Origin of the sequence: Azospirillum sp. SYSU D00513, assembly GCF_017356015.1 — a bacterium.
Taxonomy (GTDB): domain Bacteria; phylum Pseudomonadota; class Alphaproteobacteria; order Azospirillales; family Azospirillaceae; genus Azospirillum.
This window is the reverse complement of sequence record NZ_JAFIQV010000001.1, coordinates 128,239-150,950: the sequence shown is the minus strand read 5'-3', so window position 1 is coordinate 150,950 and position 22,712 is coordinate 128,239. Positions and strand designations below refer to the sequence as shown.

Genomic DNA, 22,712 nt, shown 5'->3' with positions numbered 1-22,712 from the left:
GTCGGGCTGCTGCGTCGGGGCGGGGGCGGCCTCGGCCCTCCCGTTTCGATGGTGCGCAGGAAACCGGCGATCCTCAAGCGCGACGATGCGAGGAGGGCGGGAGCAAGCCTCTTGGCGGGGAGCATCCCCCGGCGCTAAGGTCGCGCGCCTTGGGAGGGGCGCAGGAGAGGGAACGATGGACAGCCCGCATTCGGGACCGACGAAGGGTGCCAGCCTCGCGGCCGGCGCCCGCGACACGCTGCCGATGCTGGTGGGGGCCGCCCCCTTCGGCGTCATCTTCGGCACGCTGGTGGCGGCAAGCCCGCTCGCTGCCTGGCAGGGGCAGATGATGTCGCTGACCGTCTATGCCGGGTCCAGCCAGTTCATCGCACTGGGGCTGGTCGCCGGCCATGCGGGTCTGGCGGTGATCTGGCTGACCACCTTCATCGTGAACCTGCGGCACATGCTCTACGGTGCCGCGCTTTTGCCGCACGTGGCGCATCTGCCGGCGCGCTGGCGCTGGCTGCTGGGCTTCCTGATGACCGACGAGACCTTCGCGGTGATGAGCGGCCATTACGCACGCCATCCCCGCGCGCCGATGGGGCATTGGTATTTCCTGGGCTCGGCACTCGCCATGTACGGCAACTGGCAGCTCTGGACGCTGGTGGGGCTGCTGTTCGGGGCGGCCTTCCCCCAGCTTCAGTCGCTGGGGCTGGACTTCGCGATGGTCGCGACCTTCATCGCCATCGTCGTCCCGCAGCTCGCCAATCTGCCGCGCTTCGCCGCGGCGCTGGCGGCGGGCACGACCGCCTTCCTGGGGCAGGACCTGCCCTACAAGCTGGGGCTGATGGCGGCGGTCATCGCGGGCGTGGCCGTGGGGCTCGCCCTGTCGCGCTGGCGCGCGGGCGGCCTCACCCGGGAGCGCACGGCATGACTTACACGATCATGATTCTGGGCATGGCGGCGGTGACGGTCTTCATCAAGGCCTCGCTCTTCGTCGCCGGAGACCGCGTCTCCTTCCCGCCACTTTTGAAGGAGGCGCTGGGCTTCGTCCCGGTGACCGTGCTGACCGCGATCATCATGCCCATGATCCTGTCGCCCCGGGGGCAGGGGCTGGAGCTGTCGGTGGACAACCCGCAGCTCGCCGGCGCCATCGCCGCCATCCTCGTCTGCGCCCTCACGGGCCGCCAGCTGCTGACCATCGTCGCGGCGCTGGCGGTCTTCTTCGGCTGGCAGATGGGGGTGATGGGGTAGGGTGGCTTGACGCTGATCAAGGCGGAGGCCGGATCCTTCGCCTAAGCCTGTCCCCATGATCGAGACGCTCTTCTTCTTGCCGGCCATCGCCGCGATCCTCGCGACGCCGGGGCCGACCAACACGCTGCTCGCGGCCTCGGGCCTGCGGGCGGGCGTCCGCGCGTCGCTGCCGCTGGTGCCGGCGGAGCTGTGCGGCTATCTGCTGGCCATCGCCGGCTGGGGCCTGTTCCTGGAGCCGCTGTCGGCCGGGCTGCCCTGGCTGAAGCCCGCCCTGAAGCTGGCCTGCGCGGCCTATCTGCTGAACGTCGCCCGTGGGCTGTGGCGGCAGGCGGGGGAACCGGCGCCCGGCGCGCTCGGGCCGTGGCGGGTCTTCGCCGCGACGTTGCTGAACCCGAAGGCGCTCCTCTTCGCGGTGGCGGTCTTCCCGCCCGCCGCCTTCCGGGAGGGGGCCGCCTTCGCCCAGGCCGTGGGGCTGTTCGCGGCGACCCTCCTGCCCATCGCCCTGGCCTGGATCGCCTTCGGCTCCCTTCTGTCGGGGCCGCGCAGCCCGATCCAGCCGCGCACCGTGCAGCGTGGGGCGGCGCTGGTCCTGGTCGCCTTCTCGGCCTCGCTGGGAACGGCCGCGCTCGGCTGAAGGGGGACGGGGAGCGGTAGGAAAGGGCTCAGGCCGGGTTGATCGCCGGCCCGCTCTGGATGGCGTCGATCAGGTCGGGGCGGTCGTTGCGCACGTTCCCGACATCCTTGCCCACCGGCCACACGCGCATGTGCGCCGCCGGGTAGGGGGCCAGCATGTCCTGGAGTTCGGCGGGCCCGGCCTCCTCCTCGCCCAGCCAGGCGCCCCAGCGGTCGGGCGGCAGGATCACCGGCATGCGCTCGTGGATGTGGCTGGTCGCCTCGTTCGCCGTGGTGGTGACGATGGTGAAGCTGTGCAGCCAGTCCCCTGTCGCCGGATCCTTCCAGCCCTCCCACAGCCCGGCGAAGGCGTCCACGCCGTTGCTGTCGGTTCCGATGGCGTAGGGGATCTTGGCCGTGCCGTCCTTGCGCCATTCATAATAGGCGTCGAAGGGGACGAGGCAGCGCCGCTTGCGCAACGCGTTCCGGAAAGCCGGCTTTTCGGACAGGGATTCCGCGCGCGCGTTGATCATCTTGGCGCCGATGCCCGCGTCCTTCGCCCAGACCGGCACCAGCCCCCAGCGCAGGAGCCCGAGCACCCGGTCCCCGCTGTCGGGGTGGCGCCGGACAACGGGCAGGCTCTGCGTCGGGGCCGCGTTGTAGCGCGCCCCAAACTCCGGCGCGGGCCCCTTGGCCCCCGTCCGTTCCAGGATCGTGCTTGCGTTGGTGTGTATGGCAAAGCGTCCGCACATGCCCAGGAGCATGGGGAGTGCCAGAGCCGGCGTCAATCTTTGCCGCCGTCACTCCTTGGCGGACGTCAATCCCGGCGGGCGGCGAGCGCGTCGCCGATCGTCTTGAACATCTCGAACAGGCGCTGGCGTGCGGCGGGATCGTCGATCCGCGAGAAGGCCTTCATCAGCTCCAGCGTCTCGCGCCGGTTCATCACGTCCATTTCCGATTCGGCGGCGGGCGCCGCGTCCGCGTCCGGCGCGCCGGACGGCAATCCCGCCGGCGCAAGGCCGGCCCGCGCCCGGAGATCGTCGGGCAGGTCGTCGAAGAAGAAGGACACCGGCACATGCAGGGCGCGGCTGAACTGCCAGAGCTTCGAGGAGGAAACCCGGTTCGATCCCTTCTCGTACTTCTGGATCTGCTGGAAGGTGAGCCCGACCGCCTCGGCGAGCCGCGTCTGGTTCATGCCCAGCAGCGTGCGGCGCAGCCTGATCCGCGCGCCGACATGCACATCGACCGCGTCCGGTCCGCCCTCATCCTCCTCGGGCGCCGCGTTGTTCTTCCGCCTGCCTCGTGCCATCCACCCCATCCCGTCAAGACGCCCCGGCCATCCGCCGGCGCAGCCGCGCATGCATATGCATGGCGGAAAAGACAGGGGTTTGGCAATGGGCTTTGCGCGGAAGTGGTGGGTGGAGTTGTGTCCAGGGAGCCGAACCGCGGTCCAATCCGCCGCGGGGCGGCGACGGCTGGACCGGGCGTTCTCATTTCCCCCGCGTGCGCCGGGACAGGGCGAAGTCCAGCATGGCGCCCAGCACCAGCATCACGACCGGAATCGCGATGGCCGGTGCGATCTCCGCACGGGTCAGGCCTTCGCCGAACAGGGCGGTCGCGATCAACCGCAGGACGCTCATGCCGGCCCCGGTCAGGAACCCCAGCTTCGCGAATTTCCACATCATGTCCTGCCTCTGTTCTTTGTTCTGTGCGCCGGCATGCGCCTTTCGAAGCATGGCCGAAACGACGGAACTGGTCACTTGAACATTGGTCGGCTGGAAGCTGCTGGTTCCGGAAGAACGGGGTCGGCAGCGGGACGGCATGGCATTTACGACAGGCGCTCAAAGCGCTCAGCAGCCCAAAGAAGCGCTTGCGTGGCGGCAGGAGGGAATGCTGCTTCCGATAAGTGCATCTGGGCACAGCAGGTGGATAAGAACTCAGCACGAGGATGCGTGCCGTTGTACTCACCGCCAAAAAAAACGCCGGCTAACCCATTGGGCTGCCGGCGAGTTGAACAGGGAGGCTTCACGTCTGGGAGACGCTGGGTCCTACGACCCAATCCCGGGAGCGATTCCGGGATGAAACTGCTGAGTGCTGCGTCGCAGCAGCCAACGGCCAAAATTTGATCATTTGGCGCGACTTAATCCACTCACAATTCCATGCAGCTACCATGCAAGGCGCGCATGGCTTTCAAGGCCTTGAAAAACAAGGGTTTGGCAGAAATGGTTCGGGGGTGCGACGATCTGGCCGGTTGCCTGCGCTTTGACCGGCCGGGGCGTGTTGCTGCCCCGGCCGGGCGGCCATCCGAAGCGTCAGAAGGGGGTCTCGGCGACCTTGCGGACGAGGAAGTCGCGGAAGACCGCAATGCGCTTGGAATGGCGCAGCTCCTCGGCATAGACGAAATAGGCGTCGACCTTCGGGCCGCTCAGCTCGGGCAGGACGCGGACCAGCTCCTTGCTGTCGCCGACCAGGAAGTCGGGCAGGGAGCCGACGCCCAGCCCCGTCTCCACGGCGCGGTAGATCGCGTACATGTTGTTCACCTGGAGCACCGGCTTGCGCGCGCTGCCCGAGGATTCCAGCAGCTCGGTGATCCAGTTCACGTTGCTGATCGGCGCGCGGGCATCCGGCGGGTAGCTGATGAGGTCGTGCGAATCCAGCTCGGCCACGGCCTTTGGGGTGCCGCGCTTCTTCAGGTAGCTCTGGTGGGCGTAGAGGTGGAAGCGGATCGTCATCAGGTGCCGCTGGATCAGGTCCGGCTGGCGCGGGGTGTTCATGCGGATGGCGATGTCCGCCTCGCGCATGGCGAGGTCCAGCTCGTTGTCGTCGAACAGCAGCGTCAGCTGGATGTCCGGGTAGATCGACATGAACTCGCTGATGCGCGGCGTCAGCCAGGTCGAGCCGAAGGCGATGGTGGTGGTGACCCGCAGGGGGCCCTTGGCGTGCTCGCGGCTTTCCGTCAGCATCGCCTCGGTCATGGAGAGCTTGGCGAAGACGTCGCGGGCGGTCCGGTGCAGCAGTTCGCCCTGTTCGGTCAGGATCAGCCCGCGCGCGTGCCGGTGGAACAGCGGCACGCCGAGGCTCTCCTCCAGCGCGCTGATCTGCCGGCTGACCGCCGATTGGCTGAGGTTCAGCGTCTCACCGGCGTGGGTGAAACTTCCGGCCTCGGCCACGGCATGGAAGACGCGAAGCTTGTCCCAGTCCATTCTTCCTGTCCCGCACGCGGCGCTCCCGGGGAGGACCGCGCGCTCATCGGTCATTATTTGGTCGGCGCATGGCCGCTATGCATGTTTATAACGGGCAGACGGGAAGAACGCACGCGCAACCGAAGCCGTTGGCACGAAAAATAGGCAACATTGATCAGATATTTTGGCTAAGCCGGCCTTTTGGACCGTTTCGCACCCGTTTCACCGGCTTTGCACAAGCGTCCGGCGGCGTGGAAACGGGGCTTGGGAGCGGTGCAGCATATAAGGCGCTGCGACTCCGCCGTGGCTGCGCGAGGCCGCTACCGGGGCGTCAGTCCGCCGCGTCCATCATCTCGGGCGGGGGGACTGCGGTCTGCCGCTTGCGGCGGCTGCGGTGGCCGCTGACCTCGTCGCCGGCGCCGGGCGGCAGGCCGCGGTAGAACAGGACCGACAGCCAGGACAGCACCCCCAGGATCAGGAAGGCGGGCACGAAGTCGGCCGCCGACAGCTGGGCCGACCCGATCGCCGCCCGGCCGCTCCAGACATGGGTCAGGTGCAGCATGACAGCGCCGGCCGCCACGCCGAGGCTGAGCGAGAGCTGCTGCATCACGCTCGCCAGCGCGTTGGCGCCGCTCATGCGCGGCTGCGGCACCTCGGCGTAGGCCAGCGTGTTGATGCCCGTGAATTGCAGGGACCGCAGGAAACCCGCCAGCAGCAGCACCCCGATGATGAGCAGGTGCGGCGTGTCCGGCCGCAGCAGGGCGTGGCCCATCAGGACCAAGCCACTGAGCAGCCCGTTCACGATCAGCACGCGGCGGAAGCCGAAACGGCGCAGCACCGGCCCCGCCGCCACCTTCATGAGGATGGCGCCCGCCGCCCCGGCGAAGGTGAGGCTGCCCGCCTCGAAGGCCGTGAAGCCGAACCCCAGCTGGAGCAGCAGCGGCACCAACAGCGAGGAGGCACCGATGCCGATGCGGAACAGAGTCCCACTGGTGACCGACGCCCGGTAGGTCTGGAAGCGCAGCAGCGACAGGTCGAGCAGCGGCCTCGGGTGGCGGCGCGCGTGCCGTACATAGAGCAGTGCGGCCAGCAGGGCGGTCGCCAGCACCGCCGCCACGGCCCAGCCCGGCAGGACGCCATGCCCCAGATTCTCCACCCCGAACAGGGTGGCGGCCAGCGCCAGCGCTGCCAGAAGGAAGCCGCGCCCGTCGAAGGGCGTGCGCTCCTCCACCCGGACATTAGGAATCAGCCGCAGGACCAGGACCAGCCCGATCAGCCCGATGGGGACGTTGATGTAGAAGATCCAGCGCCAGGAGGCATAGGTCGCGATGAAGCCGCCGACCACCGGCCCCACCGCCGGGCCGATCAAGGCCGGCACCGCCATGCGGCTGATCGCGGCCACCAGCTGGTCCCTCGGCACCGAGCGCAGCAGGATCAGCCGCCCGACCGGCACCATCATGGCGCCGCCGATGCCCTGCACGATGCGCGCGCCCACCAGCTGCAACAGGCTTTGCGACAGGCCGCAGAGCACCGACCCGGCCAGGAACACGACGATGGCCGAGGCGAAGACCGTGCGCGCGCCGAACCGGTCGGCGACCCAGCCGCTGGCCGGCAGGAACACCGCCAATGCCAGCAGGTAGGAGGTCATCGCCATGCTGAGCCGCAGCGGGTCCTCGCCCATGGACTGGGCGATCTGCGGCAGCACGGTGGCGATCACCGTGGAATCGAGCGCCTCCATGAACAGGGCGACGGCGACGATCAGCGGGATGGTGCGCGACGAGCGGTCCTGGGCCAGGCGTTCTGGGGGTAAGCGTTCCGGGGGCGCGGCCATGAAGACGGAAATCCGAAGGCTTAAGGGAATGCGTCACCACAAACTATGGGGCGTGGACGCGAGCTGGAAACCGTCGGGATCACGGCCCAGCCATGCGCCGGCCCGTCACCCGCCTTCAGTCCTGCGCCGTGGTCTCGCGCTCGCGCAGGAAGGCGGTGAGGCGCGTCTCGGCGTACAGCACATGTTCGGTCAGCAGCTGGCAGGCCTGCTCCAGCTCGCCGGCCCGGCAGGCGCCGAGCAGGGCGTAATGCTCGTCCTGGCTCTGCGGGTGGTAACCCAGCGCCGTGAACTGGAAGCGGAGGTAGCGGTCGGCCGCCGCCAGATGCTGCTCCACCAGCGTCAGCAGCCGGGGGCGGCCCGCCCGCGCGTAGAGCGTCATGTGCAGGCGCCGGTTCAGCTCACCCATACGGCCGAAATCCTTTTCCGCGTCCATCTCCGCGATCAGTTCGGCGGCGCGGTCGAAATCGGCCTTTTCCAGATGCGGCAGCGACAGGCGCAGGGCCTGCGGCTCGATGGCGGCACGGATGGCGCTGATGTCGGCGGCGTCTTCCGCCGAGATCTCCGCCACCACAGCCCCGCGGTGCGGGTGGAACTCCACTAGGGCCGTCGCCTCCAGCTGGCGCAGCGCCTCGCGCACGGGCATGCGGCTGACGCCGAAGGCGGCGGCCAGCTCCTCCTGCCGCAGCGGCGCGCCCGCGGCCAGCACCCCGTCCAGGATCGCCGCCCGCAGGGTCGCCTCCACGAACTCCGTCGCCGTGCGGAAACGCGGCCGCGTCGTTTCGACCAGGCGGGTCAGGTCGGTGGTCATGTGCGAAGCCTCTTGCGCGGATATTGGATCCAATCTAACAAGGATGCCGACAGGGCTCAATCACGAAGACGGCGGGACCACGCCATGACGACATCAGCGCCTTCCACGCCGGACAGCCCGGCTACCGGCTTCTCGCCGAGCGCCTTCGCCGCGGGGCTGCTCGCGGCCTTGGTCGGTTACGCCAGCTCCGTGGCGCTGGTGGTGCAGGGCATCGCCGGGGCGGGTGCAAACCGGGAGCAGATCACCTCCGGCCTCGTGGCGATCGGCATCGCGCTGGGCCTGTCGGCGATCCTGCTGAGCTGGCGCAGCCGCCTGCCGATCAGCATCGCCTGGACCACGCCGGGCGTGGCGCTGCTCGCCACCACGGGGCCGATCGAGGGTGGCTTCCCGGCTGCGGTCGGGGCCTTCATCGTGACCGGCCTGCTGATCATGCTGGCGGGTTTCTGGACGCCGCTCGGCCGCTGGGTCGCCGCGATCCCGAAGCCGCTCGCCAGCGCCATGCTGGCGGGCATCCTGCTGAAGCTGTGCCTGGCGCCCTTCGTCGCGGTCACCAAGGTGCCGGAAACGGCGCTTCTGGTGCTGGCGACCTGGGTGGTGGTGGGGCGCTTCGCGCGGCTCTACGCCGTGCCGGCGGCAGTCCTCGTGGCGCTCGGCGCCATGATGCTCGACGCGCCGGGGCAGGCGCTGCCCGCCGACCTCTGGCCGCGCCTGACCTTCGTGGCGCCGGTCTTCACGCTGGAAACGGTGATCGGCCTGTCGGTGCCGCTCTTCATCGTCACCATGGCCTCGCAGAACATCCCCGGCCTGACGGTGCTGGCGAGCTACGGCTTTCATCCGCGGGTCGGCCCGCCCTTCCTGGTGACCGGGGCGGCCTCGTCCATCGCCGCGCTCTTCGGCTCCCCGGCGGTCAACTTCGCGGCCATCACGGCGGCGATCTGCGCCGGGCCGGACGCCGATCCCAACCCGGCGCGCCGCTGGCAGGCGGCGGCGATGTGCGGGGTCGGCCATCTGCTCCTCACCGGGCTGGCGGCGGTCACCGCCACCGTGGTCACCCAGTCCCCGCCGATCCTGATCGAGGCGGTGGCCGGCCTCGCCCTGATCGGCGCCTTCGGCTCGGCCATGCTCGGCGCCGTCCAGTCGGAGGAGTACCGCACGCCCGCCGTGATGACGCTGCTGGTCACGGCGTCGGGCCTGTCGCTGTTCGGCATCGGCTCCGCCTTCTGGGGGCTGCTGCTGGGGGGCGGCATGTACCTGCTGCACCGCCCGCGCCCGTCGCCGCAGCCCGCCGCGGAGGCGGCGGAGTAGGCAAAGCCTACCGGCCCCGGAACACGGGCCTGCGCTTTTCCAGGAAGGCCCGGTAGCCCTCGCGGAAATCCTCCGTGCCGAAGCAGCGGTAGCAGTCCGCGATCTCCGCCTCGGTGAGCGGGGCGGGGTCGGCGAGGCGGCGGACGTAGCGCTTGTGCAGCCGGGCGGCGAGCGGCGCCCCGGCGGCGACGCGCTCCACCGTCGCCCCTACCTCGGCCTCGAAGTCGGCCTCGGCGACGATGCGGTGGACCAGCCGCTTGTCCTTCGCCTCCGGCGCGCCGAAGATCCGGCCCTCCAGCAGGATCTCCAGCGCCGCCGGGCCGCCCGCGACCTCCGCCACCAGCGCCAGCTCCGTCGGCCCCATCGACACGCCGAGCCGGCTGACCGGAACCCCGAAGCGGCTGTCCGCCGTGCAGACCCGCAGGTCGCAGGCCAGCGCGACCGCCAGCCCGATCCCGCAGCAGGCCCCCTGGATCGCCGCCAGGGTCGGCTGGGGCAGGGTGCGAAGCAGGGCCAGCCCCTCGTCCATCAGCTCGCCATAGGCCCGGCCCTGTTCGGGGCTGTTGCGCTCCGCCTCGAATTCCGCGATGTCGGCGCCGGGGCTGAAGGCCTTGCCTCCGTCCCCGCGCAGCACCACCACGCGCACGCCGTCGTCCTCGGCGAGGCCGCGCAGGGCGCCGATCAGCCCGTGCCACATCGGCTTGTCGAAGGCGTTCAGCCGGCCGGGGTTGCTGAGATGCAGGGTGGCCGCCGCCCCCTCGCGCGTCGTCGTCACGCTTCCGGCCATCGCGCACGGCTCCTCTTCCGTGGTTTCCACCAAGGATGCACCGCGCCCGCGCCGCCCGGTCAAGCGGTTCCGGGCTGGACCGGAGCCATGGCGGCCCCCATAGTTTGACAGGCTCATGACCGAAGGGGAGGCGATGCCTTGATGCGACTCCGACTGGCCGCGCTTGCGGCGCCCGTGCTGGCGCTGTCCGTCCTGACGCAGTCTGGCCTCACCGCCGGCCCGGCGCTCGCCGCGAAGGACGAGCTGGTCATCGGGATCAACCAGTTCCCCTCGAACTGGCATCCGTCGATCGAGGCCATGATGGCCAAGAGCTACATTCTGGGCATGGCGCGCCGGCCGCTGACCGCCTACGACGCGGACTGGAAGCTCACCTGCCTGCTCTGCACGGAGCTTCCGTCGGTCGAGAAGGGCACCGCCGCCTACGAGACGCGGCCCGACGGCTCCAAGGGCGTCCGGGCCACCTACACGATCAACCCCAAGGCGGCCTGGGGCGACGGCCGGCCGGTGACCACCCGGGATGTGCTCTTCACCTGGGAGGTGGGGAAGCACCCGCAGAACGGCTATTCCAACACCGACCTCTACAGCCGCGACATCGTCGCCATCGAGGTGCGGGACGAGCGCACCTTCACGGTCCACCGCGACAAGCCGGTCTGCGACTATCAGTCGCTGAACGACTTCGCCCTGCTGCCCGAACACATCGAGCGGCCGGTCTTCGAGGCCGACCCCGCCGCCTACCGCACCCGCTCCGCCTACGAGACGAACACGACCAACCCCGGCCTCTACGCCGGCCCCTACCGGATCGCGAGCGTCGAGTCCGGCAGCCATGTGGTGCTGGAGCCGAACCCCGGCTGGTGGGGGCCGCCGCCGCCCTTCAGGCGCGTGGTCGTGCGGGCGGTGGAGAACACGGCGGCGCTGGAGGCGAACCTGCTCGCCGGCCAGCTCGACATGATCCCCGGCGAGGCGGGGTTGCCGCTCGACCAGGTTCTGGCCTTCGAGAAGCGCAACGCCGCGCGCTACGCCATCACCTACAAGCCCGGCCTGTTCTTCGAGCACATCGACCTGAACTTCGACAACCCGGTCCTGGCCGACCTGCGGGTGCGCAAGGCCCTGCTGCACGCCATCGACCGGGAGACGATCAACAAGCAGCTCTTCGGCGGGCGCCAGCCGGTTGCCCACAACGAGATCAACCCGCTCGACCGCGTCCATGTGCCGGGCTACCCGACCTACGGCTACGACCCGGCGGCGGCGGCGAAGCTGCTGGACGAGGCCGGCTGGAACCAGATGCGCGGCGGCATCCGCCACAACGCCCGGGGCGAGCGGCTGACGCTGGAGATCATGACCACCGCCGGCAACCGCTCGCGCGAGCTGGTCCAGCAGGTGCTCCAGTCGCAGTGGCGCCAAGCCGGGATCGAGGCCCGCATCGTCAACGAACCGCCCCGCGTCCTGTTCGGCCAGACCCTGCGGGAGCGCCGCTTCAAGGGCATGGCGCTCTTCGCCTGGATCAGCGCGCCGGAGAACATCCCGCGCACCATCCTGCATTCCGGCATGATCCCGACGGCGGAGAACGGCTGGGCCGGCCAGAACTTCCCCGGCTACCGCAACCCGGCGATGGACCGCGTGATCGAGGATCTGGAGCATGTCTGCGAGCCGGACGCCAACCGCGCGCTCTGGGCCGAGCTTCAGCGCATCTACGCGGAGGACCTGCCGAACCTGCCGCTCTTCTTCCGGGCGGAGGGCTACATCCTGCCGCCCTGGCTGGAGGGGGTGGTGCCGACCGGCCACCAGGACCCCTCGACGCTGTGGATCGAGAACTGGAAGGCAAAACAGTGACGAAGGGGGACGGGCGCTAGCCGCATGACCCGCTTCCTCGCCTCCCGCCTGTTGCAGGCGCTCGCCGTGCTGGCGCTGATGAGCTTCGCCATCACGCTGCTGATGGGGCTGATGCCGGGCGACCCGGTGGACCTGATGCTGGCCGGCAACCCGCGCGCCACACCGGAGGACGCCGCCCGGCTGCGGGCGCTGCACGGGCTCGACCAGCCCTTGCTGACGCGCTACGCGAACTGGCTGGTGGCGGCGCTCGGCGGCGACCTCGGCCATTCGCGGCTCTTCTCGCAGCCGGTGATGGAGGTGCTGCTGCCCCGGCTGGGCAACACGCTGCTGCTGCTGGGGCTGACGCTGGTCCTGTCCGTCGCCATTGCGCTGCCGCTCGGCGTATACGCCGCCCGGCACCCGCGCTCCGCCGCCGACGGGGCGATCAACCTGCTCTGCTTCGCCGGCATCTCGGTGCCGCCCTTCTGGCTGGCGCTGCTGCTGATCCTGCTCTTCGCGGTGCAGCTGCAATGGCTGCCGGCCTCCGGCCTCGGGCCGGTGGGGGAGGAGGGGTGGCTCGCCCGGCTGCCGCATCTGGTGCTGCCGGTGCTGACCCTGACGCTGGCGAGCGTGGGCGGCTACACCCGCTACGTCCGCGCCGCCATGCTGGGCGAGCTGCGGCAGGACTACATCCGCACGGCCCGCGCCAAGGGGCTGCCGGAACGGAGCGTGGTCTGGCGCCATGGGCTGCGCAACGCGCTGATCCCCATCGTGACGGTCGTCGCGCTGGAGTTCGGCTCGCTCTTCTCCGGCGCGCTGGTGATCGAGACGATGTTCGCCTGGCCCGGCATGGGCAAGCTGATCTACGACAGCATCATGGGCAACGACCTGAACGTGGCGCTGGTGGCGCTGCTGCTCGCCACCCTTACCACGCTTGCCGGGAACTTGGCCGCCGACGTCGCTTACGCGGCACTCGATCCCCGCATCACCTTCCGGGACGGCGGGTCTTGAGCGGCGGTTTCCTCCGCCGTTTTCTCCGGAGCCCGCTGGCGGTCCTCAGCGCCCTCCTGCTGCTGGCGCTCGCCATGGCTTCGCTCGCCGCTCCCCTGGTGGAGGCGGCGCTGGGGGTGGACCGGACGGCCATCAGCCTGCTCGACCGCTTCGCCCCGCCCTCGGCGGAGCACCCGCTCGGCACGGACGAGCTGGGGCGCGACGTGCTGGTGCGGCTGCTCTACGGCGGGCGGGTGTCGCTCTTCGTCGGGCTGGCCGCGGCGCTGGCCTCCGCCCTGGTCGGCACGGCGGTCGGGCTGCTGGCCGGCTACCATGGCGGGCGGCTCGACGCGCTGCTGATGCGGCTGACCGACGGGCTGATCGCGCTGCCGCTGCTGCCGCTGCTGATCGTGCTCGCCGCCATCGACCCGGCGCGGCTCGGCATCCCGCCGGAGGTCGCCGGGGCGGAGAACGCCAGCCTGCTGCGCATCGTGCTGCTGGTTTCGCTGTTCGGCTGGACCACCGTGGCCCGGCTGGTGCGCGGCGCCACCCTGTCCGCCCGCCGGCGCGACTACGCGCTGGCCGCCGTGGCGCTGGGGGCGAGCGGCCGGCGCATCATGCTGTCCCACATCCTGCCCAACGTCGCCGCCCCGGCCGTGGTGGCGACCACCCTGACGGTCGGCAACGTGATCCTGCTGGAATCGGTGCTGAGCTTCCTCGGCCTCGGCATCCAGCCCCCGCTGCCCTCCTGGGGCAACATGCTGACCGGCGCGCAGGACCTCGTCTCCACCGCGCCGATGCTGGCGGTCTGGCCGGGCCTGCTGATCTTCCTCACCGTGATCGCCGTCAACCTGCTCGGCGACGGCCTCCAGGACGCGCTGGACCCGCGCGCGGTGGTGCGGCGGTAGGGTTCAGCCGGCTTCCTGCGAGAGGTTTCCGTAGCGTTCCTTCAGCTCGTCCGGCAAGGCGTCGCCTTCGACGGGCGGTCCGTTCGGAACCCTGGCAAGGATCGCGGCCATCGTCTTGCCGGTAGCACCCGCGGCCTTCCGTGCCTTGAATTCCTCGACATCGCTGTGGGTGCTCAGGCGCTGCCGTGCCGCCGCGAGCATCCACTGTTCCGGGGTCAATCCACTGCGCTCGGCCTGAAGCACCACCTCGTCGAAGACGGCGGCTGGAAGGGGTACATGAATGATGCATTCGCTCATGGCTTGGCCACTTTCAAAAAGTCCTCAGGCCTCTTGGCCCGCTGGCCTCACTCCACCCGCTTGAACACCGCGCGCCCGTCCATCGTGGGCAGCAGGCGGATGGCGTAGGGGCTGGTCTGCATCTGGGCGACGGCCTGGGCGGGGCCGGGGACCTGTTCGTGGTAGCCGATCACGAGGTCCTCGCCCTTCCTCACGGCGCTGTCGATGGCGACGCTGAAGCCGGCGGTGTCGCGGGTGCCCAGGAAGAGGGCGGCGGCCATGCGGCCGGCGGGCAGGGGGTGGGGGGCCGGTTCGCCGACGCGGGCCCACAGCTCCTCCCACTCCTCCGGCGTGCGGGCGAGGAGCTGGGCGCGCTCGACCGCCTTGCTGGTGGCGCCCTGCCAGGACTCGCCGTCCGCCGGCAGCAGGTTGCCCGAGACGGGCTGCCCGTCCCCGCTGGTCTGGCAGGCGCCGAGCGCGAGGGCGGCGCCCAGCAGGAGCGTGGGCAGGAGGGCGGGCGTGCGGCGCGGCATGGTCATGGGGGGCGTGGTCATGAGGTCAGGCGCTCCGGGGCAGGAGGGTCTCAACCAGCGTCGCCCAGAAGCTGGCGCCGGTGGGGAGGATGTCGTCGTTGAAGTCGTAGTTGGGGTTGTGCAGGCGGCAGGCCGGCCCGCGCTCGCCCCCGTGGCCGAGCCAGACGTAGCAACCCGGCCGCTGCCGCAGCATGTAGCCGAAATCCTCCGCCGCCATGCTCGGGGCCGGGTCCCAGACGACCCGGTCCTGCCCCACCACCTTGGCCGCCACCTCGGCGGCGCGTTCGGCCTCGGCCGCCGTGTTGACGGTGGACGGGTAGCCGCGCCGGTACTGCAGCGTCGCCTTGGCGCCGAAGGCCTCGGCGACGCTGGTCACCAGCCGCTCGAACTGGGCGGGGATGCGCTCGCGCGCCTCGTCGGTGAAGGTCCGTACGGTGCCGTGCAGGCGGGCATGGTCGGGGATGACGTTGTAGGTCGTGCCGGCCTCGATCCAGGTGATGGACAGCACCGCGCTGTCCGCCGGGTCGGTGCTGCGGCTCACCAGGCTCTGCGCCGCGGTGACGATGTGCGAGGCGACCAGGACCGGGTCCACGGTCCGGTGCGGCATGGCGGCATGGCCGCCCTGGCCGTCGACGAAGACGGTGAACTGGTCGGCGGCGGCCATCACCGGGCCGGGATGGACGGCGATGCTGTTGGCCGGCAGCTCCGGCCAGTTGTGCATGCCGTAGACCTGCTCGCAGTCGAACCGCTCGAACAGCCCCTCCTGGATCATCCGCTCGCCGCCGCCGCGCCCTTCCTCGGCCGGCTGGAAGATGAAATGGACCGTGCCGTCGAAGTTGCGCGTCTCCGCCAGGTAGCGGGCGGCACCCAGCAGCATGGCCGTGTGGCCGTCATGGCCGCAGGCGTGCATCTTGCCGGGATTCTGCGAGGCGTATTCGAAGCTGTTCGCCTCCGGCATCGGCAGGGCGTCCATGTCGGCGCGCAGGCCGATGGCGCGCTTGCCCTGGCCCTGGCCGCGCAGGGTGCCGACGACGCCGGTGCCGGCGATGCCGCGATGCACCTCCACCCCGAACTCGGCCAGCCTGGCGGCGACCAGTTCGGAGGTGCGGTGCTCCTCGAACCCCAGTTCCGGATGGGCGTGGATGTCGCGCCGCCACGCGGTCATGTCGGCGTGGAACTCGGCGATTCGGTTCAGGACGGGCATGGTGGGATCGGCGCTTTCGCTTGCTGGCTCTTGGTGGGCGGCGTTATTCGGGCACGGCCATGCCGCGCTTGACCGCCGGCCGTTCGGCAATGACGTCGTGCCAGCGTTTCAGGTTCGGGTAGCGCTCGAACATCTCCATGTCGGCCGCGGCGGAGGCGGCGACGAAGGGGAAGCAGGCGATGTCGGCGATGGAATAATCCTCGGCGAGATATTCGGAGCCGGCCAGCCGCGCCTCCATGGCGTCGTAGCAGCGCGCCAGCTCACTCTTGAAGTAGTCGATGGCGTAGGGGATCTTTTCCGGCGCGCGCACGCCGAACCGGAACAGGTTCGCCGCGGCGGGCGCGAGGTCGCTGATGCCCAGCATCAGCCAGTTCATCGCCTCCCCCTTCGCCTCGGCCGTTTCGGGCAGCAGGCGCCGCGTGCGCTCCGCGAAATGGATCAGGATGGGGCCGGAGCCGAACAGCCGCCGCTTGCGGCCGCCGGGCAGGTCCTCGATCAGGGCCGGGATCTTGCCGATCGGGCTGACGGCGAGATAGTCGGGCTGCCGGTGCTCGCCGGCGAGCACGTCGATCTTCCGCACCTTGTAGGACAGGCCCAGCTCCTCGAGCAGGATCGAGACCTTGTGCCCGTTGGGGGACGCCCAGCTGTAGAGGGTGATCATACCATTGGTCCTTGCCGCGTTCACGCCAGCGGTTGTAACGCCACTGTCGCCGATTTGCGCGCGGAAGGCCAGTAGGCGGCGCACAAGATTGTGCGGCGCGAAATCATGATGTGCGGGCGGCGGGAGCCGCCGCCCCTTCGAGCCCGGTCAGACGCTCCGGGCCTGGGCCAGCCGCTCCTCCAGATGCTCGTGCAGCAGGTCGAGGTTCCGGCGGTTCGCCTTGAAGCCGACGTCGAAGAGCGTGCCGATCACGGGGATGGAGCCGACCGCCCAGTCGATCCCGACGTTGGCCGCCATGCGGGCCAGGATCCATTTCGGCAGGCCGAAGCGCGCGGCCTCCATGACGATGTAGGCGGAGACCAGCGCGGTCGCCGTGTCGCCGATCCCGGGGACGATGCTGGCGATGCCGTCCAGCCCGACGGGGATGTTCGTGCCGGGAACGCGCCAGCGCGAATCCATCCAGCGCGTGAGATGGCGCAGCCGTTCCAGCCGCGCGATGTCGATGTCGATGCCGGAGGAGGCGGGCCTTGCGTCCCGGTAGGCGGAGGCTGGCGCGCGGCGGGTGCGGGTGGTGGTCATGGTGGTGTCCCCCTGCGTATGGCCCCTGCGACTCGGCGTCCGTGCCGGCCCGTCCGTGCCGGCCATGTGCTGATAACCACGCTGGCGGGTTCCGGGTTCCGCGCGGGAACCTCCGCTTTCCATCAGGCGGTGGCTCGTCCGAAGGAGGGGCCGCCATCTCCCGTAAGGAGGAGGCTCAAGGGCTGGGCGCATAGGGCTGCGTCTGGAAGGCCTTATGCCAAATTCTCCTCTGGTAAAAGCGATGCCGACTGTTAGATAAGGGCCGCCGCCGCCAAGAGTGGCGGCGTTTTCTATTTCACGGAACTGCAACAAAGATGAATGGAAGCGGCAGGGCCATGAGCGGCAAGGTCATGAAGAGCCTCCACTGCGTTTGCTGTGGACGGCCGTTTGCCCGCACCTCCCCGCGGGGGCCGGCCCCGCTCTATTGTTCGCGCGATTGCCGCCGCCAGATGGACGTACGCCGCCGCGCCTGGTCGGACGAGGATCTGTTCGCGCGCCCGGCCCTGGCCGAACCGGCGGGAAGCTCTCTTCCCTTCTGATCCTTATCCGCCTGATCCCTGCCGGGGCGCCGAAGCCCTTCGTCCCGGAGTGTCTTGCCTGCGGCAAGATGCGCCCCCGGCCCCATCGGCGTGCAATTGTTGGCAAGGCCCTCTAAAATCCTCGTCCGGCCGACCCCATATGGTTGGACAACGAGATCAGGGACTCAAGAGCGCAGCAGATCATGACGATGAAAACGCCATCCGACCGCAACGCGACGACCGTTTCGAGCCGCCGCCCGGCGCGCGCGCTCGCCATCCTGGCCGTCGCTCTCACCTTCACGGTGGGCACCATCGACACGGCCGACGCCCGCGCCGGCCGCAGCGGCTCCGCCGGCAGCCGGGGCGACCGCACCTATCAGGCGCCGCCCTCGACGAACACCGCGCCTTCCACCGCGGCACCCATGGAGCGTTCGGCCGCCCCGGCGCCCCGGCCCGGCATGGCGAGCCCGGCGGCTCCGGCCCGTGGCGGCTTCTTCGGCGGCGGCTTCATGGGCGGCCTGATGGGTGGCCTGATCGGCGCCGGCATCCTCGGCATGCTGCTCGGCGGCGGTTTCCTGTCCGGCCTCGGCAGCTTCGCCGGCATTCTCGGCTTCCTGCTCCAGGTGCTGCTGATCGTGTTCCTGGTCCGCATGGCCGTGCGCTTCTTCCGCAACCGCGCCGGCGCTTCGGCGGGCGGGATGAACCGCACCGGCATGAACGCAGGTGGAATGAACGGGGGCGGCATGAACCGCGGCGGTCCGGCCTATGCCGGCGCCGGCGCCATGCACCGTAACGCCATGGGCGGTGCCCAGCAGGGCACGGGCTACGGTTCGGGCCGCGGCCCGGCCGGTGCCGCCCGCCCGGTCGACGCCCTGGGCATCCGCCCCGAGGACTACCAGGCCTTCGAGTCGATCCTCGGCACGGTGCAGACCGCCTACGCGGCCGAGGACCTGAACACGCTCCGCAGCGCCGCCACGCCGGAGATGGTGTCCTACTTCTCCGAGGAGATCGCGGACAACCAGCGCCGCGGGGTCGCCAACCGGATCTCGGACGTCCGCCTGCTCCAGGGTGACCTCGCCGAGTCCTGGCGCGAGGGGAACGCGGAATACGCGACCGTCGCCATGCGCTTCTCGCTGATCGACGTGACGGTGGAGCGTGCGACCGGCCGTCCGGTCGAGGGCAACGCCGATACCCCGACCGAGGCGACCGAGGTCTGGACCTTCGTCCGTCCGCGCGGCGGCCGCTGGCAGCTCTCGGCTATCCAGCAGACCCGCTGATCGTCCTTTTCACGGGCCGGGACATGGAAGGGGCGCCCCACGGGGCGCCCCTTTCGCATTTCCGGACGAGGCACTAAGCTTCCCGCACCGGAAAAACCAAGAAAATCGGGAGAGGAAGCGCTCATGAGTTCCGCCGCCAGTTCCGCCGCCAGTTCCGCCGCCGGTTCAGCCGCCAATTCAGCCGATGCCAACCTGTACGAGTTGTTCCGCTCGCGATTCCCGGCGGACCGGAGCCGTCCCTTCATCATGACGGACGGGGGGCCGGGCCTCAGCTACGGCGGGCTGGAGGAGATGGTCGGGCGCATGGCGCGGCTTCTGAGCGGTCTCGGCCTCGCCAAGGGCGACCGGGTGGCCGTGCAGGTGGAGAAATCGCCGGAAACCATCGTCCTGTATCTCGCGGTGGTGCGGGCCGGCGGCGTCTATCTTCCGCTCAACCCCGCCTACACGCGGGCGGAGGTCGAGTATTTCCTGACCGACGCGGAGCCGCGCGTCTTCGTCTGCAAGCCGGAGACGGAGGAGGCGCTGCGCCCGGCCGCGGAGGCGGCGGGGGTGGCCCATCTCCTGACGCTCGGCACGGCGGGGGAGGGCAGCCTGATGGAGCGTGCCCACGGCCTGGACCCGGATGCGGCCACCGTGCCCGCCGGGCCGGACGATCTCGCGGCGATCCTCTACACCTCCGGCACGACCGGCCGGTCCAAGGGCGCGATGATGAGCCATCGCAACCTCGCCTCCAACGCGCTGACGCTGCACCGAGCCTGGGGCTTCGGTCCGGACGACGTGCTGCTGCACGCGCTGCCGGTCTTCCACACCCACGGTCTGTTCGTGGCGACCAACGTCACGCTGCTGAACGGCACGGGCATGATCTTCCTGCCGAAGTTCGACGCCGACCAGGTGATGCGGCTGCTGCCGCGCGCGACCGTGATGATGGGGGTGCCGACCTTCTACACGCGGCTGCTCCAGCACCCCGGCCTGACGCGCGCGGCGACGGCCCACATGCGGCTCTTCATCTCCGGCTCGGCCCCGCTGCTGGCGGACACGCACCGGGAGTTCGCCGGCCGCACGAGCCACGCCATCCTGGAGCGCTACGGCATGACGGAAACCGGCATGCTGACCTCCAACCCGCTCGACGGAGAGCGCATTCCCGGCACGGTCGGCTTCCCCCTGCCGGAGGTGCGGCTGCGCGTGGTGGACGGGGATGGGCGGGACCTCGGCCGGGAGGGTATCGGCTCGATCGAGGTGGCCGGCCCCAACGTCTTCTCCGGCTACTGGCGCATGCCCGAGAAGACGAAGCAGGAGATCCGGCCCGACGGCTTCTTCATCACCGGCGACGTCGGCAAGATCGACGGGCGCGGCTACGTCCACATCGTCGGGCGGGCCAAGGACCTGATCATCTCCGGCGGATTCAACGTCTATCCGAAGGAGGTGGAGACGGTGATCGACGCGCTGGAGGGCGTGGTGGAGTCGGCCGTCGTCGGCCTGCCGCACCCGGACTTCGGCGAGGCGGTCAGCGCCGTCGTGCTGCGCAAGGCCGGTGCCGCCGGACCGGACGAGGCCGCCGTGATCGCCGCCTGCAAGGAGCAGCTCGCCAATTTCAAGGTGCCCAAGCGCGTCTTCTTCCAGGACGAGCTGCCGCGCAACGCCATGGGCAAGGTGCAGAAGAACCTGCTGCGCGACCGCTACGGCGCGACCTTCGGCGGATAGAACCGGGGGCATGAAAAAAGCAGCACCGCCGGGATACCGCCTGTGCCGCCGTCCCGGCAAGCCGGGGCGGGTCGGTCGATGACCGGACGCCCGTGAGGCGTCCGGTCAATCGGATGCCTGGAAGCGTATCAGTAGTTGGTGGCCCAATCGGGTTCGATGCGGGGGGCGCCGGCCTCGTCCTCGGGGTCGGCGTAGGGGATGGGAGCTTCCGCGTAAAGGGGAAGCTGCCGGGCGAACTCCGCCTCGGCGTTGGCCCGTTGTTGCTCCAGCAAGCGAGCGGCCAAATGTGCGATCAGCATGGCGGGCCTCCTGTTCAGCGTCGGAGGACCAGAGGAGCGGCCGGTTGGCCACGCTCGGCCCATCCGTCAGATTAGCTGGGCATTGCAGTGCAAAATCCAAGCCCAGCCGAACGGAATCATGCGGCGAAAAAGATTACCGCTCTGTTACTTTTCCCGGACATGCCTCCGGAAATCAGGATCCGGCCCGGAATCCGGGCGTCCGGCGGCTTCCGGTTCCCTTTCACGGCCGCTCGGCCCATAGTCGCGCCGACCGGACATTCCCCGCTTTCGAGAGCATCATGAACGCCGAAACCTGTCCCACCTGCCTAAAGCCTGCGCATTTGTGCATTTGCGAGGCGGTGGAGCCGATCGACAACCGGGTCTTCCTTCTGATCCTCCAGCACCCGCAGGAAAAGCGCGAGGCGCTGGGCACGGCGCAGATCGCCCATCTTCAGTTCCGGAACTCGGCGCTGAAGGTGGGGCTGAGCTGGTCGAACCTGAAACGCATCCTCGGGCGCGAGGTCGATTACAAGCGGTGGGGCGTGCTCTATCTCGGCCCGGTGAAGGAAGGCGACAGCGCGCCCAAGCCGGAGGTCGCCGTGGTGGACAAGGCCGGAAACCCCCTCAAGGGCGGCGGCGAGCGGCTGGCGGAGCTGGAGGGGCTGATCGTGCTGGACGGCACCTGGAGCCAGGCCAAGACGCTGTGGTGGCGCAATCCGTGGCTCCTGAAGTGCCAGCGCCTGGTGCTGAACCCGCAGTTCCGTTCGCTCTATGGCGAGGCGCGGCGCGAGCCGCGGAAGGACAGCGTCTCGACCCTGGAATCGGCCGCCTTCGCCCTGTCCCGCCTGGAGGGGCGGCCGGCGATGTTCGACCAGGCGCTGAAGCCCTTCTCCTTGCTCCTGAAGAAGGTCCGCGCCCCCCGGCCGCGCCGTCCCGCGCCGGGCGCCTCGGGAAGCGTGGAGGCCGAAGCCGCCGCCCCGACGGAGGAATGAGCGGGCAGGACGGCGTGACAAGTGCGTGCTGCATACGGGAATAATACACTCTCCCGTTGAGCGGAAGACTCGGCTCGGGTACCCTCTTCTTTCGTCTTAACACGAAAGTCGCTGCGCGCATGGTCCGGCGCCGGCGGTTGCCGAGGAGTTCGCCCGCATGTTCCCGTTCCAATGGCCGACGGCTGCCCAGTTCGCCATTTCCGCCTTCCTGCTGATCACGGCGGTGTTGGAAATGTTCGATACCGCGTTCGAGGAGCTGCTGGGCTTCGAGATGGGCACCGCGCATGGGCTGGTGGTTTACGCGCTGTCGAAGATCCTCAAGGAAGGCATCGAGATCCGCGAGCGCTACATGGAAGCCCGCGAGAAGCTCGCCGGCGCGCAAGGCGGGGAGAAGGCGGCCTGACGGGTTCTTCTCCCACGCCGGCGGGCACATCCGCCGGTTCCGGCCGTTGAACCGGCATCGCCGGGGCGGCTTGACGGGCTCCGGGCCGTCCGGCCCAAATGGCTCCCCCGGCCGGCGTTCGACGGAACGCCGCCTTCCGGCGCATGAGGAGAAGAGAGATCATGAACCGCGATCTCGTGGATTTCGACCTGACCGTCTGCGGCATCGAGGAACTGCCGGCCCACTGCAAGGCCGGCGTGACCCATGTCCTGTCCATCCTGGACCCCGAGCGCGAGGATCTTACCGCCTTCGGCGCCTATGGCGAGCATGAGCGGCTGGAACTGCGCTTCCACGACATCGTCGATCCCCTCCGCGGGCAGATCCCGCCCTCCCGCGCGGACGTGGAGCGCATCCTCGCCTTCGGCCGCGATCTGCTGGCCGAACCCGGCGGCTGCGGCCATCTTCTGGTCCATTGCCACGCCGGCGTGTCCCGCTCCACGGCGGCGATGACGATGATCCTCGCCCAGGCCCAGCCGGACCGCCCGGCCGCCGACGCCATGGCGGAGGTCGCGCGCATCCGCTCCAAGGCCTGGCCCAACCTGCGCATGATCGAGTTCGCCGACGAGCTGCTCGGCCGCAACGGCGCGCTGGTCGCCGCCGTGAAGGACCGCCACCGCGCCTACGCCAAGGAACGCCCGCAGATCGTGCAGTTCATGATCGACAACGGCCGCATCCGCGAGGTCGAGGATCTGATCGACTGACGCCGCCCCCGCCGCCCCCGCCGCCCCGGCCCCTCGGCCGCGGCCGGAGGTTTCGAGTGCATCCTATTACCCGCTGAAAGTACTA

At 69.9% G+C, this 22,712-nt stretch carries 25 protein-coding genes; 12 read left to right on the top strand and 13 right to left on the bottom strand.

Features of this window, described 5'->3' with window-relative positions; genetic code table 11:
• Positions 1–175 precede the first annotated feature (175 nt).
• From JUB11_RS00670 to JUB11_RS00660, 3 genes are read left to right on the top strand one after another with little or no spacing between them, the layout of a single operon-like run.
• The gene (locus tag JUB11_RS00670) at positions 176–913 is read left to right on the top strand and encodes an AzlC family ABC transporter permease (protein ID WP_207455266.1); all 738 of its coding nucleotides are present in this window, start codon (positions 176–178) and stop codon (positions 911–913) included.
• Positions 910–1,233, top strand: a complete 324-nt coding sequence (locus JUB11_RS00665) for an AzlD domain-containing protein (RefSeq protein WP_207455264.1) — start codon at positions 910–912, stop codon at positions 1,231–1,233. Before JUB11_RS00670 ends, JUB11_RS00665 begins: the two co-directional genes overlap by 4 nt.
• A gap of 55 nt (positions 1,234–1,288) precedes the next feature.
• Positions 1,289–1,867, top strand: coding sequence for a LysE family transporter (locus JUB11_RS00660; RefSeq protein ID WP_207455262.1), 579 nt, complete (start codon positions 1,289–1,291; stop codon positions 1,865–1,867).
• 28 nt (positions 1,868–1,895) lie between these two features.
• On the opposite strand, the gene JUB11_RS00655 is transcribed toward JUB11_RS00660, so the two are convergent.
• The 6 genes from JUB11_RS00655 to JUB11_RS00630 form a co-directional block, all read right to left on the bottom strand.
• Positions 1,896–2,633 (bottom strand): SOS response-associated peptidase, encoded by a 738-nt coding sequence (locus JUB11_RS00655; RefSeq protein ID WP_247886753.1) that lies wholly within the window; start codon positions 2,631–2,633, stop codon positions 1,896–1,898.
• 29 nt (positions 2,634–2,662) lie between these two features.
• Entirely contained in the window at positions 2,663–3,154 is a 492-nt protein-coding gene (locus JUB11_RS00650; RefSeq protein ID WP_207455260.1) for a helix-turn-helix transcriptional regulator, read from the bottom strand.
• A 181-nt stretch (positions 3,155–3,335) separates the two neighbouring features.
• Positions 3,336–3,530, bottom strand: coding sequence for a hypothetical protein (locus tag JUB11_RS00645; protein WP_207455258.1), 195 nt, complete (start codon positions 3,528–3,530; stop codon positions 3,336–3,338).
• Positions 3,531–4,157: 627 nt separating this feature from the next.
• On the bottom strand, positions 4,158–5,048 hold the full coding sequence (locus tag JUB11_RS00640; protein ID WP_207455257.1) for a LysR family transcriptional regulator: 891 nt from the start codon (positions 5,046–5,048) through the stop codon (positions 4,158–4,160).
• A gap of 310 nt (positions 5,049–5,358) precedes the next feature.
• On the bottom strand, positions 5,359–6,858 hold the full coding sequence (locus JUB11_RS00635) for a DHA2 family efflux MFS transporter permease subunit (protein ID WP_207455256.1): 1,500 nt from the start codon (positions 6,856–6,858) through the stop codon (positions 5,359–5,361).
• Between the two features lie 115 nt (positions 6,859–6,973).
• Positions 6,974–7,666, bottom strand: coding sequence for a GntR family transcriptional regulator (locus JUB11_RS00630; RefSeq protein ID WP_207455255.1), 693 nt, complete (start codon positions 7,664–7,666; stop codon positions 6,974–6,976).
• Between the two features lie 84 nt (positions 7,667–7,750).
• On the opposite strand from JUB11_RS00630, the gene JUB11_RS00625 reads away from it, so the two are divergent.
• The gene (locus tag JUB11_RS00625) at positions 7,751–8,971 is read left to right on the top strand and encodes a benzoate/H(+) symporter BenE family transporter (protein ID WP_207455254.1); all 1,221 of its coding nucleotides are present in this window, start codon (positions 7,751–7,753) and stop codon (positions 8,969–8,971) included.
• A 7-nt stretch (positions 8,972–8,978) separates the two neighbouring features.
• Here JUB11_RS00625 and JUB11_RS00620 read toward each other — a convergent pair whose 3' ends face one another.
• Positions 8,979–9,758, bottom strand: coding sequence for an enoyl-CoA hydratase-related protein (locus JUB11_RS00620; RefSeq protein ID WP_207455253.1), 780 nt, complete (start codon positions 9,756–9,758; stop codon positions 8,979–8,981).
• Between the two features lie 141 nt (positions 9,759–9,899).
• Here JUB11_RS00620 and JUB11_RS00615 point away from each other — a divergent pair, with 141 nt between their 5' ends.
• From JUB11_RS00615 to JUB11_RS00605, 3 genes are read left to right on the top strand one after another with little or no spacing between them, the layout of a single operon-like run.
• Positions 9,900–11,588, top strand: coding sequence for a peptide ABC transporter substrate-binding protein (locus JUB11_RS00615; protein ID WP_207455250.1), 1,689 nt, complete (start codon positions 9,900–9,902; stop codon positions 11,586–11,588).
• 24 nt (positions 11,589–11,612) lie between these two features.
• Positions 11,613–12,578, top strand: coding sequence for an ABC transporter permease (locus JUB11_RS00610; protein ID WP_207455248.1), 966 nt, complete (start codon positions 11,613–11,615; stop codon positions 12,576–12,578).
• Positions 12,575–13,465: an ABC transporter permease gene (locus JUB11_RS00605; RefSeq protein WP_247886752.1), complete on the top strand. Its 891-nt coding sequence runs from the start codon at positions 12,575–12,577 to the stop codon at positions 13,463–13,465. The genes JUB11_RS00610 and JUB11_RS00605 overlap by 4 nt, the downstream gene beginning before the upstream one ends.
• Before the next feature lie 3 nt (positions 13,466–13,468).
• Here the strand turns inward: JUB11_RS00605 and JUB11_RS00600 are convergent, their stop codons facing one another.
• From JUB11_RS00600 to JUB11_RS00580, 5 genes are all read right to left on the bottom strand, one after another.
• Positions 13,469–13,762 carry a hypothetical protein gene (locus JUB11_RS00600; RefSeq protein ID WP_207455246.1) on the bottom strand — a complete coding sequence of 98 codons (294 nt, stop codon included), beginning with the start codon at positions 13,760–13,762 and terminating at the stop codon, positions 13,469–13,471.
• 47 nt (positions 13,763–13,809) lie between these two features.
• Positions 13,810–14,295 carry a protease complex subunit PrcB family protein gene (locus tag JUB11_RS00595; protein WP_247886751.1) on the bottom strand — a complete coding sequence of 162 codons (486 nt, stop codon included), beginning with the start codon at positions 14,293–14,295 and terminating at the stop codon, positions 13,810–13,812.
• A 4-nt stretch (positions 14,296–14,299) separates the two neighbouring features.
• Entirely contained in the window at positions 14,300–15,478 is a 1,179-nt protein-coding gene (locus JUB11_RS00590; RefSeq protein ID WP_207455244.1) for a M20 aminoacylase family protein, read from the bottom strand.
• Positions 15,479–15,521: 43 nt separating this feature from the next.
• Positions 15,522–16,139: a glutathione S-transferase N-terminal domain-containing protein gene (locus JUB11_RS00585; RefSeq protein ID WP_207455243.1), complete on the bottom strand. Its 618-nt coding sequence runs from the start codon at positions 16,137–16,139 to the stop codon at positions 15,522–15,524.
• A gap of 147 nt (positions 16,140–16,286) precedes the next feature.
• Positions 16,287–16,718: a DUF4112 domain-containing protein gene (locus JUB11_RS00580; RefSeq protein ID WP_207455242.1), complete on the bottom strand. Its 432-nt coding sequence runs from the start codon at positions 16,716–16,718 to the stop codon at positions 16,287–16,289.
• Positions 16,719–17,439: 721 nt separating this feature from the next.
• Between JUB11_RS00580 and JUB11_RS00575 the strand changes: the two genes are divergently transcribed.
• Both JUB11_RS00575 and JUB11_RS00570 read left to right on the top strand, forming a co-directional pair.
• A complete protein-coding gene (locus JUB11_RS00575) occupies positions 17,440–18,513 on the top strand; it encodes a TIM44-like domain-containing protein (protein WP_207455241.1) in 1,074 nt (357 codons plus the stop codon).
• Between the two features lie 123 nt (positions 18,514–18,636).
• Complete coding sequence (locus JUB11_RS00570) at positions 18,637–20,214, top strand: malonyl-CoA synthase (protein WP_207455240.1); 1,578 nt, start codon at positions 18,637–18,639, stop codon at positions 20,212–20,214.
• Positions 20,215–20,342: 128 nt separating this feature from the next.
• On the opposite strand, the gene JUB11_RS00565 is transcribed toward JUB11_RS00570, so the two are convergent.
• The gene (locus tag JUB11_RS00565; RefSeq protein WP_207455239.1) at positions 20,343–20,513 is read right to left on the bottom strand and encodes a hypothetical protein; all 171 of its coding nucleotides are present in this window, start codon (positions 20,511–20,513) and stop codon (positions 20,343–20,345) included.
• A gap of 278 nt (positions 20,514–20,791) precedes the next feature.
• On the opposite strand from JUB11_RS00565, the gene JUB11_RS00560 reads away from it, so the two are divergent.
• The 3 genes from JUB11_RS00560 (at position 20,792) to JUB11_RS00550 (ending at position 22,627) form a co-directional block, all read left to right on the top strand.
• Positions 20,792–21,484 carry a tRNA-uridine aminocarboxypropyltransferase gene (locus JUB11_RS00560; protein ID WP_207455238.1) on the top strand — a complete coding sequence of 231 codons (693 nt, stop codon included), beginning with the start codon at positions 20,792–20,794 and terminating at the stop codon, positions 21,482–21,484.
• A gap of 157 nt (positions 21,485–21,641) precedes the next feature.
• Positions 21,642–21,887, top strand: a complete 246-nt coding sequence (locus JUB11_RS00555) for a hypothetical protein (RefSeq protein ID WP_207455236.1) — start codon at positions 21,642–21,644, stop codon at positions 21,885–21,887.
• 161 nt (positions 21,888–22,048) lie between these two features.
• A complete protein-coding gene (locus tag JUB11_RS00550; RefSeq protein WP_207455235.1) occupies positions 22,049–22,627 on the top strand; it encodes a protein-tyrosine-phosphatase in 579 nt (192 codons plus the stop codon).
• Positions 22,628–22,712 lie beyond the last annotated feature (85 nt).

What these genes read in the sequence shown, in the direction of transcription:
- JUB11_RS00670 (WP_207455266.1), top strand. Translation starts at nt 176, where the DNA reads ATGGACAGCCCGCATTCGGGACCGACGAAGGGTGCCAGCCTCGCGGCC.
- JUB11_RS00665 (WP_207455264.1), top strand. Translation starts at nt 910, where the DNA reads ATGACTTACACGATCATGATTCTGGGCATGGCGGCGGTGACGGTCTTC.
- JUB11_RS00660 (WP_207455262.1), top strand. Translation starts at nt 1,289, where the DNA reads ATGATCGAGACGCTCTTCTTCTTGCCGGCCATCGCCGCGATCCTCGCG.
- JUB11_RS00650 (WP_207455260.1), bottom strand. Translation starts at nt 3,154, where the DNA reads ATGGCACGAGGCAGGCGGAAGAACAACGCGGCGCCCGAGGAGGATGAG.
- JUB11_RS00645 (WP_207455258.1), bottom strand. Translation starts at nt 3,530, where the DNA reads ATGATGTGGAAATTCGCGAAGCTGGGGTTCCTGACCGGGGCCGGCATG.
- JUB11_RS00640 (WP_207455257.1), bottom strand. Translation starts at nt 5,048, where the DNA reads ATGGACTGGGACAAGCTTCGCGTCTTCCATGCCGTGGCCGAGGCCGGA.
- JUB11_RS00635 (WP_207455256.1), bottom strand. Translation starts at nt 6,858, where the DNA reads ATGGCCGCGCCCCCGGAACGCTTACCCCCAGAACGCCTGGCCCAGGAC.
- JUB11_RS00630 (WP_207455255.1), bottom strand. Translation starts at nt 7,666, where the DNA reads ATGACCACCGACCTGACCCGCCTGGTCGAAACGACGCGGCCGCGTTTC.
- JUB11_RS00625 (WP_207455254.1), top strand. Translation starts at nt 7,751, where the DNA reads ATGACGACATCAGCGCCTTCCACGCCGGACAGCCCGGCTACCGGCTTC.
- JUB11_RS00620 (WP_207455253.1), bottom strand. Translation starts at nt 9,758, where the DNA reads ATGGCCGGAAGCGTGACGACGACGCGCGAGGGGGCGGCGGCCACCCTG.
- JUB11_RS00615 (WP_207455250.1), top strand. Translation starts at nt 9,900, where the DNA reads ATGCGACTCCGACTGGCCGCGCTTGCGGCGCCCGTGCTGGCGCTGTCC.
- JUB11_RS00610 (WP_207455248.1), top strand. Translation starts at nt 11,613, where the DNA reads ATGACCCGCTTCCTCGCCTCCCGCCTGTTGCAGGCGCTCGCCGTGCTG.
- JUB11_RS00600 (WP_207455246.1), bottom strand. Translation starts at nt 13,762, where the DNA reads ATGAGCGAATGCATCATTCATGTACCCCTTCCAGCCGCCGTCTTCGAC.
- JUB11_RS00595 (WP_247886751.1), bottom strand. Translation starts at nt 14,295, where the DNA reads ATGACCACGCCCCCCATGACCATGCCGCGCCGCACGCCCGCCCTCCTG.
- JUB11_RS00590 (WP_207455244.1), bottom strand. Translation starts at nt 15,478, where the DNA reads ATGCCCGTCCTGAACCGAATCGCCGAGTTCCACGCCGACATGACCGCG.
- JUB11_RS00585 (WP_207455243.1), bottom strand. Translation starts at nt 16,139, where the DNA reads ATGATCACCCTCTACAGCTGGGCGTCCCCCAACGGGCACAAGGTCTCG.
- JUB11_RS00580 (WP_207455242.1), bottom strand. Translation starts at nt 16,718, where the DNA reads ATGACCACCACCCGCACCCGCCGCGCGCCAGCCTCCGCCTACCGGGAC.
- JUB11_RS00575 (WP_207455241.1), top strand. Translation starts at nt 17,440, where the DNA reads ATGACGATGAAAACGCCATCCGACCGCAACGCGACGACCGTTTCGAGC.
- JUB11_RS00570 (WP_207455240.1), top strand. Translation starts at nt 18,637, where the DNA reads ATGAGTTCCGCCGCCAGTTCCGCCGCCAGTTCCGCCGCCGGTTCAGCC.
- JUB11_RS00565 (WP_207455239.1), bottom strand. Translation starts at nt 20,513, where the DNA reads ATGCTGATCGCACATTTGGCCGCTCGCTTGCTGGAGCAACAACGGGCC.
- JUB11_RS00560 (WP_207455238.1), top strand. Translation starts at nt 20,792, where the DNA reads ATGAACGCCGAAACCTGTCCCACCTGCCTAAAGCCTGCGCATTTGTGC.
- JUB11_RS00555 (WP_207455236.1), top strand. Translation starts at nt 21,642, where the DNA reads ATGTTCCCGTTCCAATGGCCGACGGCTGCCCAGTTCGCCATTTCCGCC.
- JUB11_RS00550 (WP_207455235.1), top strand. Translation starts at nt 22,049, where the DNA reads ATGAACCGCGATCTCGTGGATTTCGACCTGACCGTCTGCGGCATCGAG.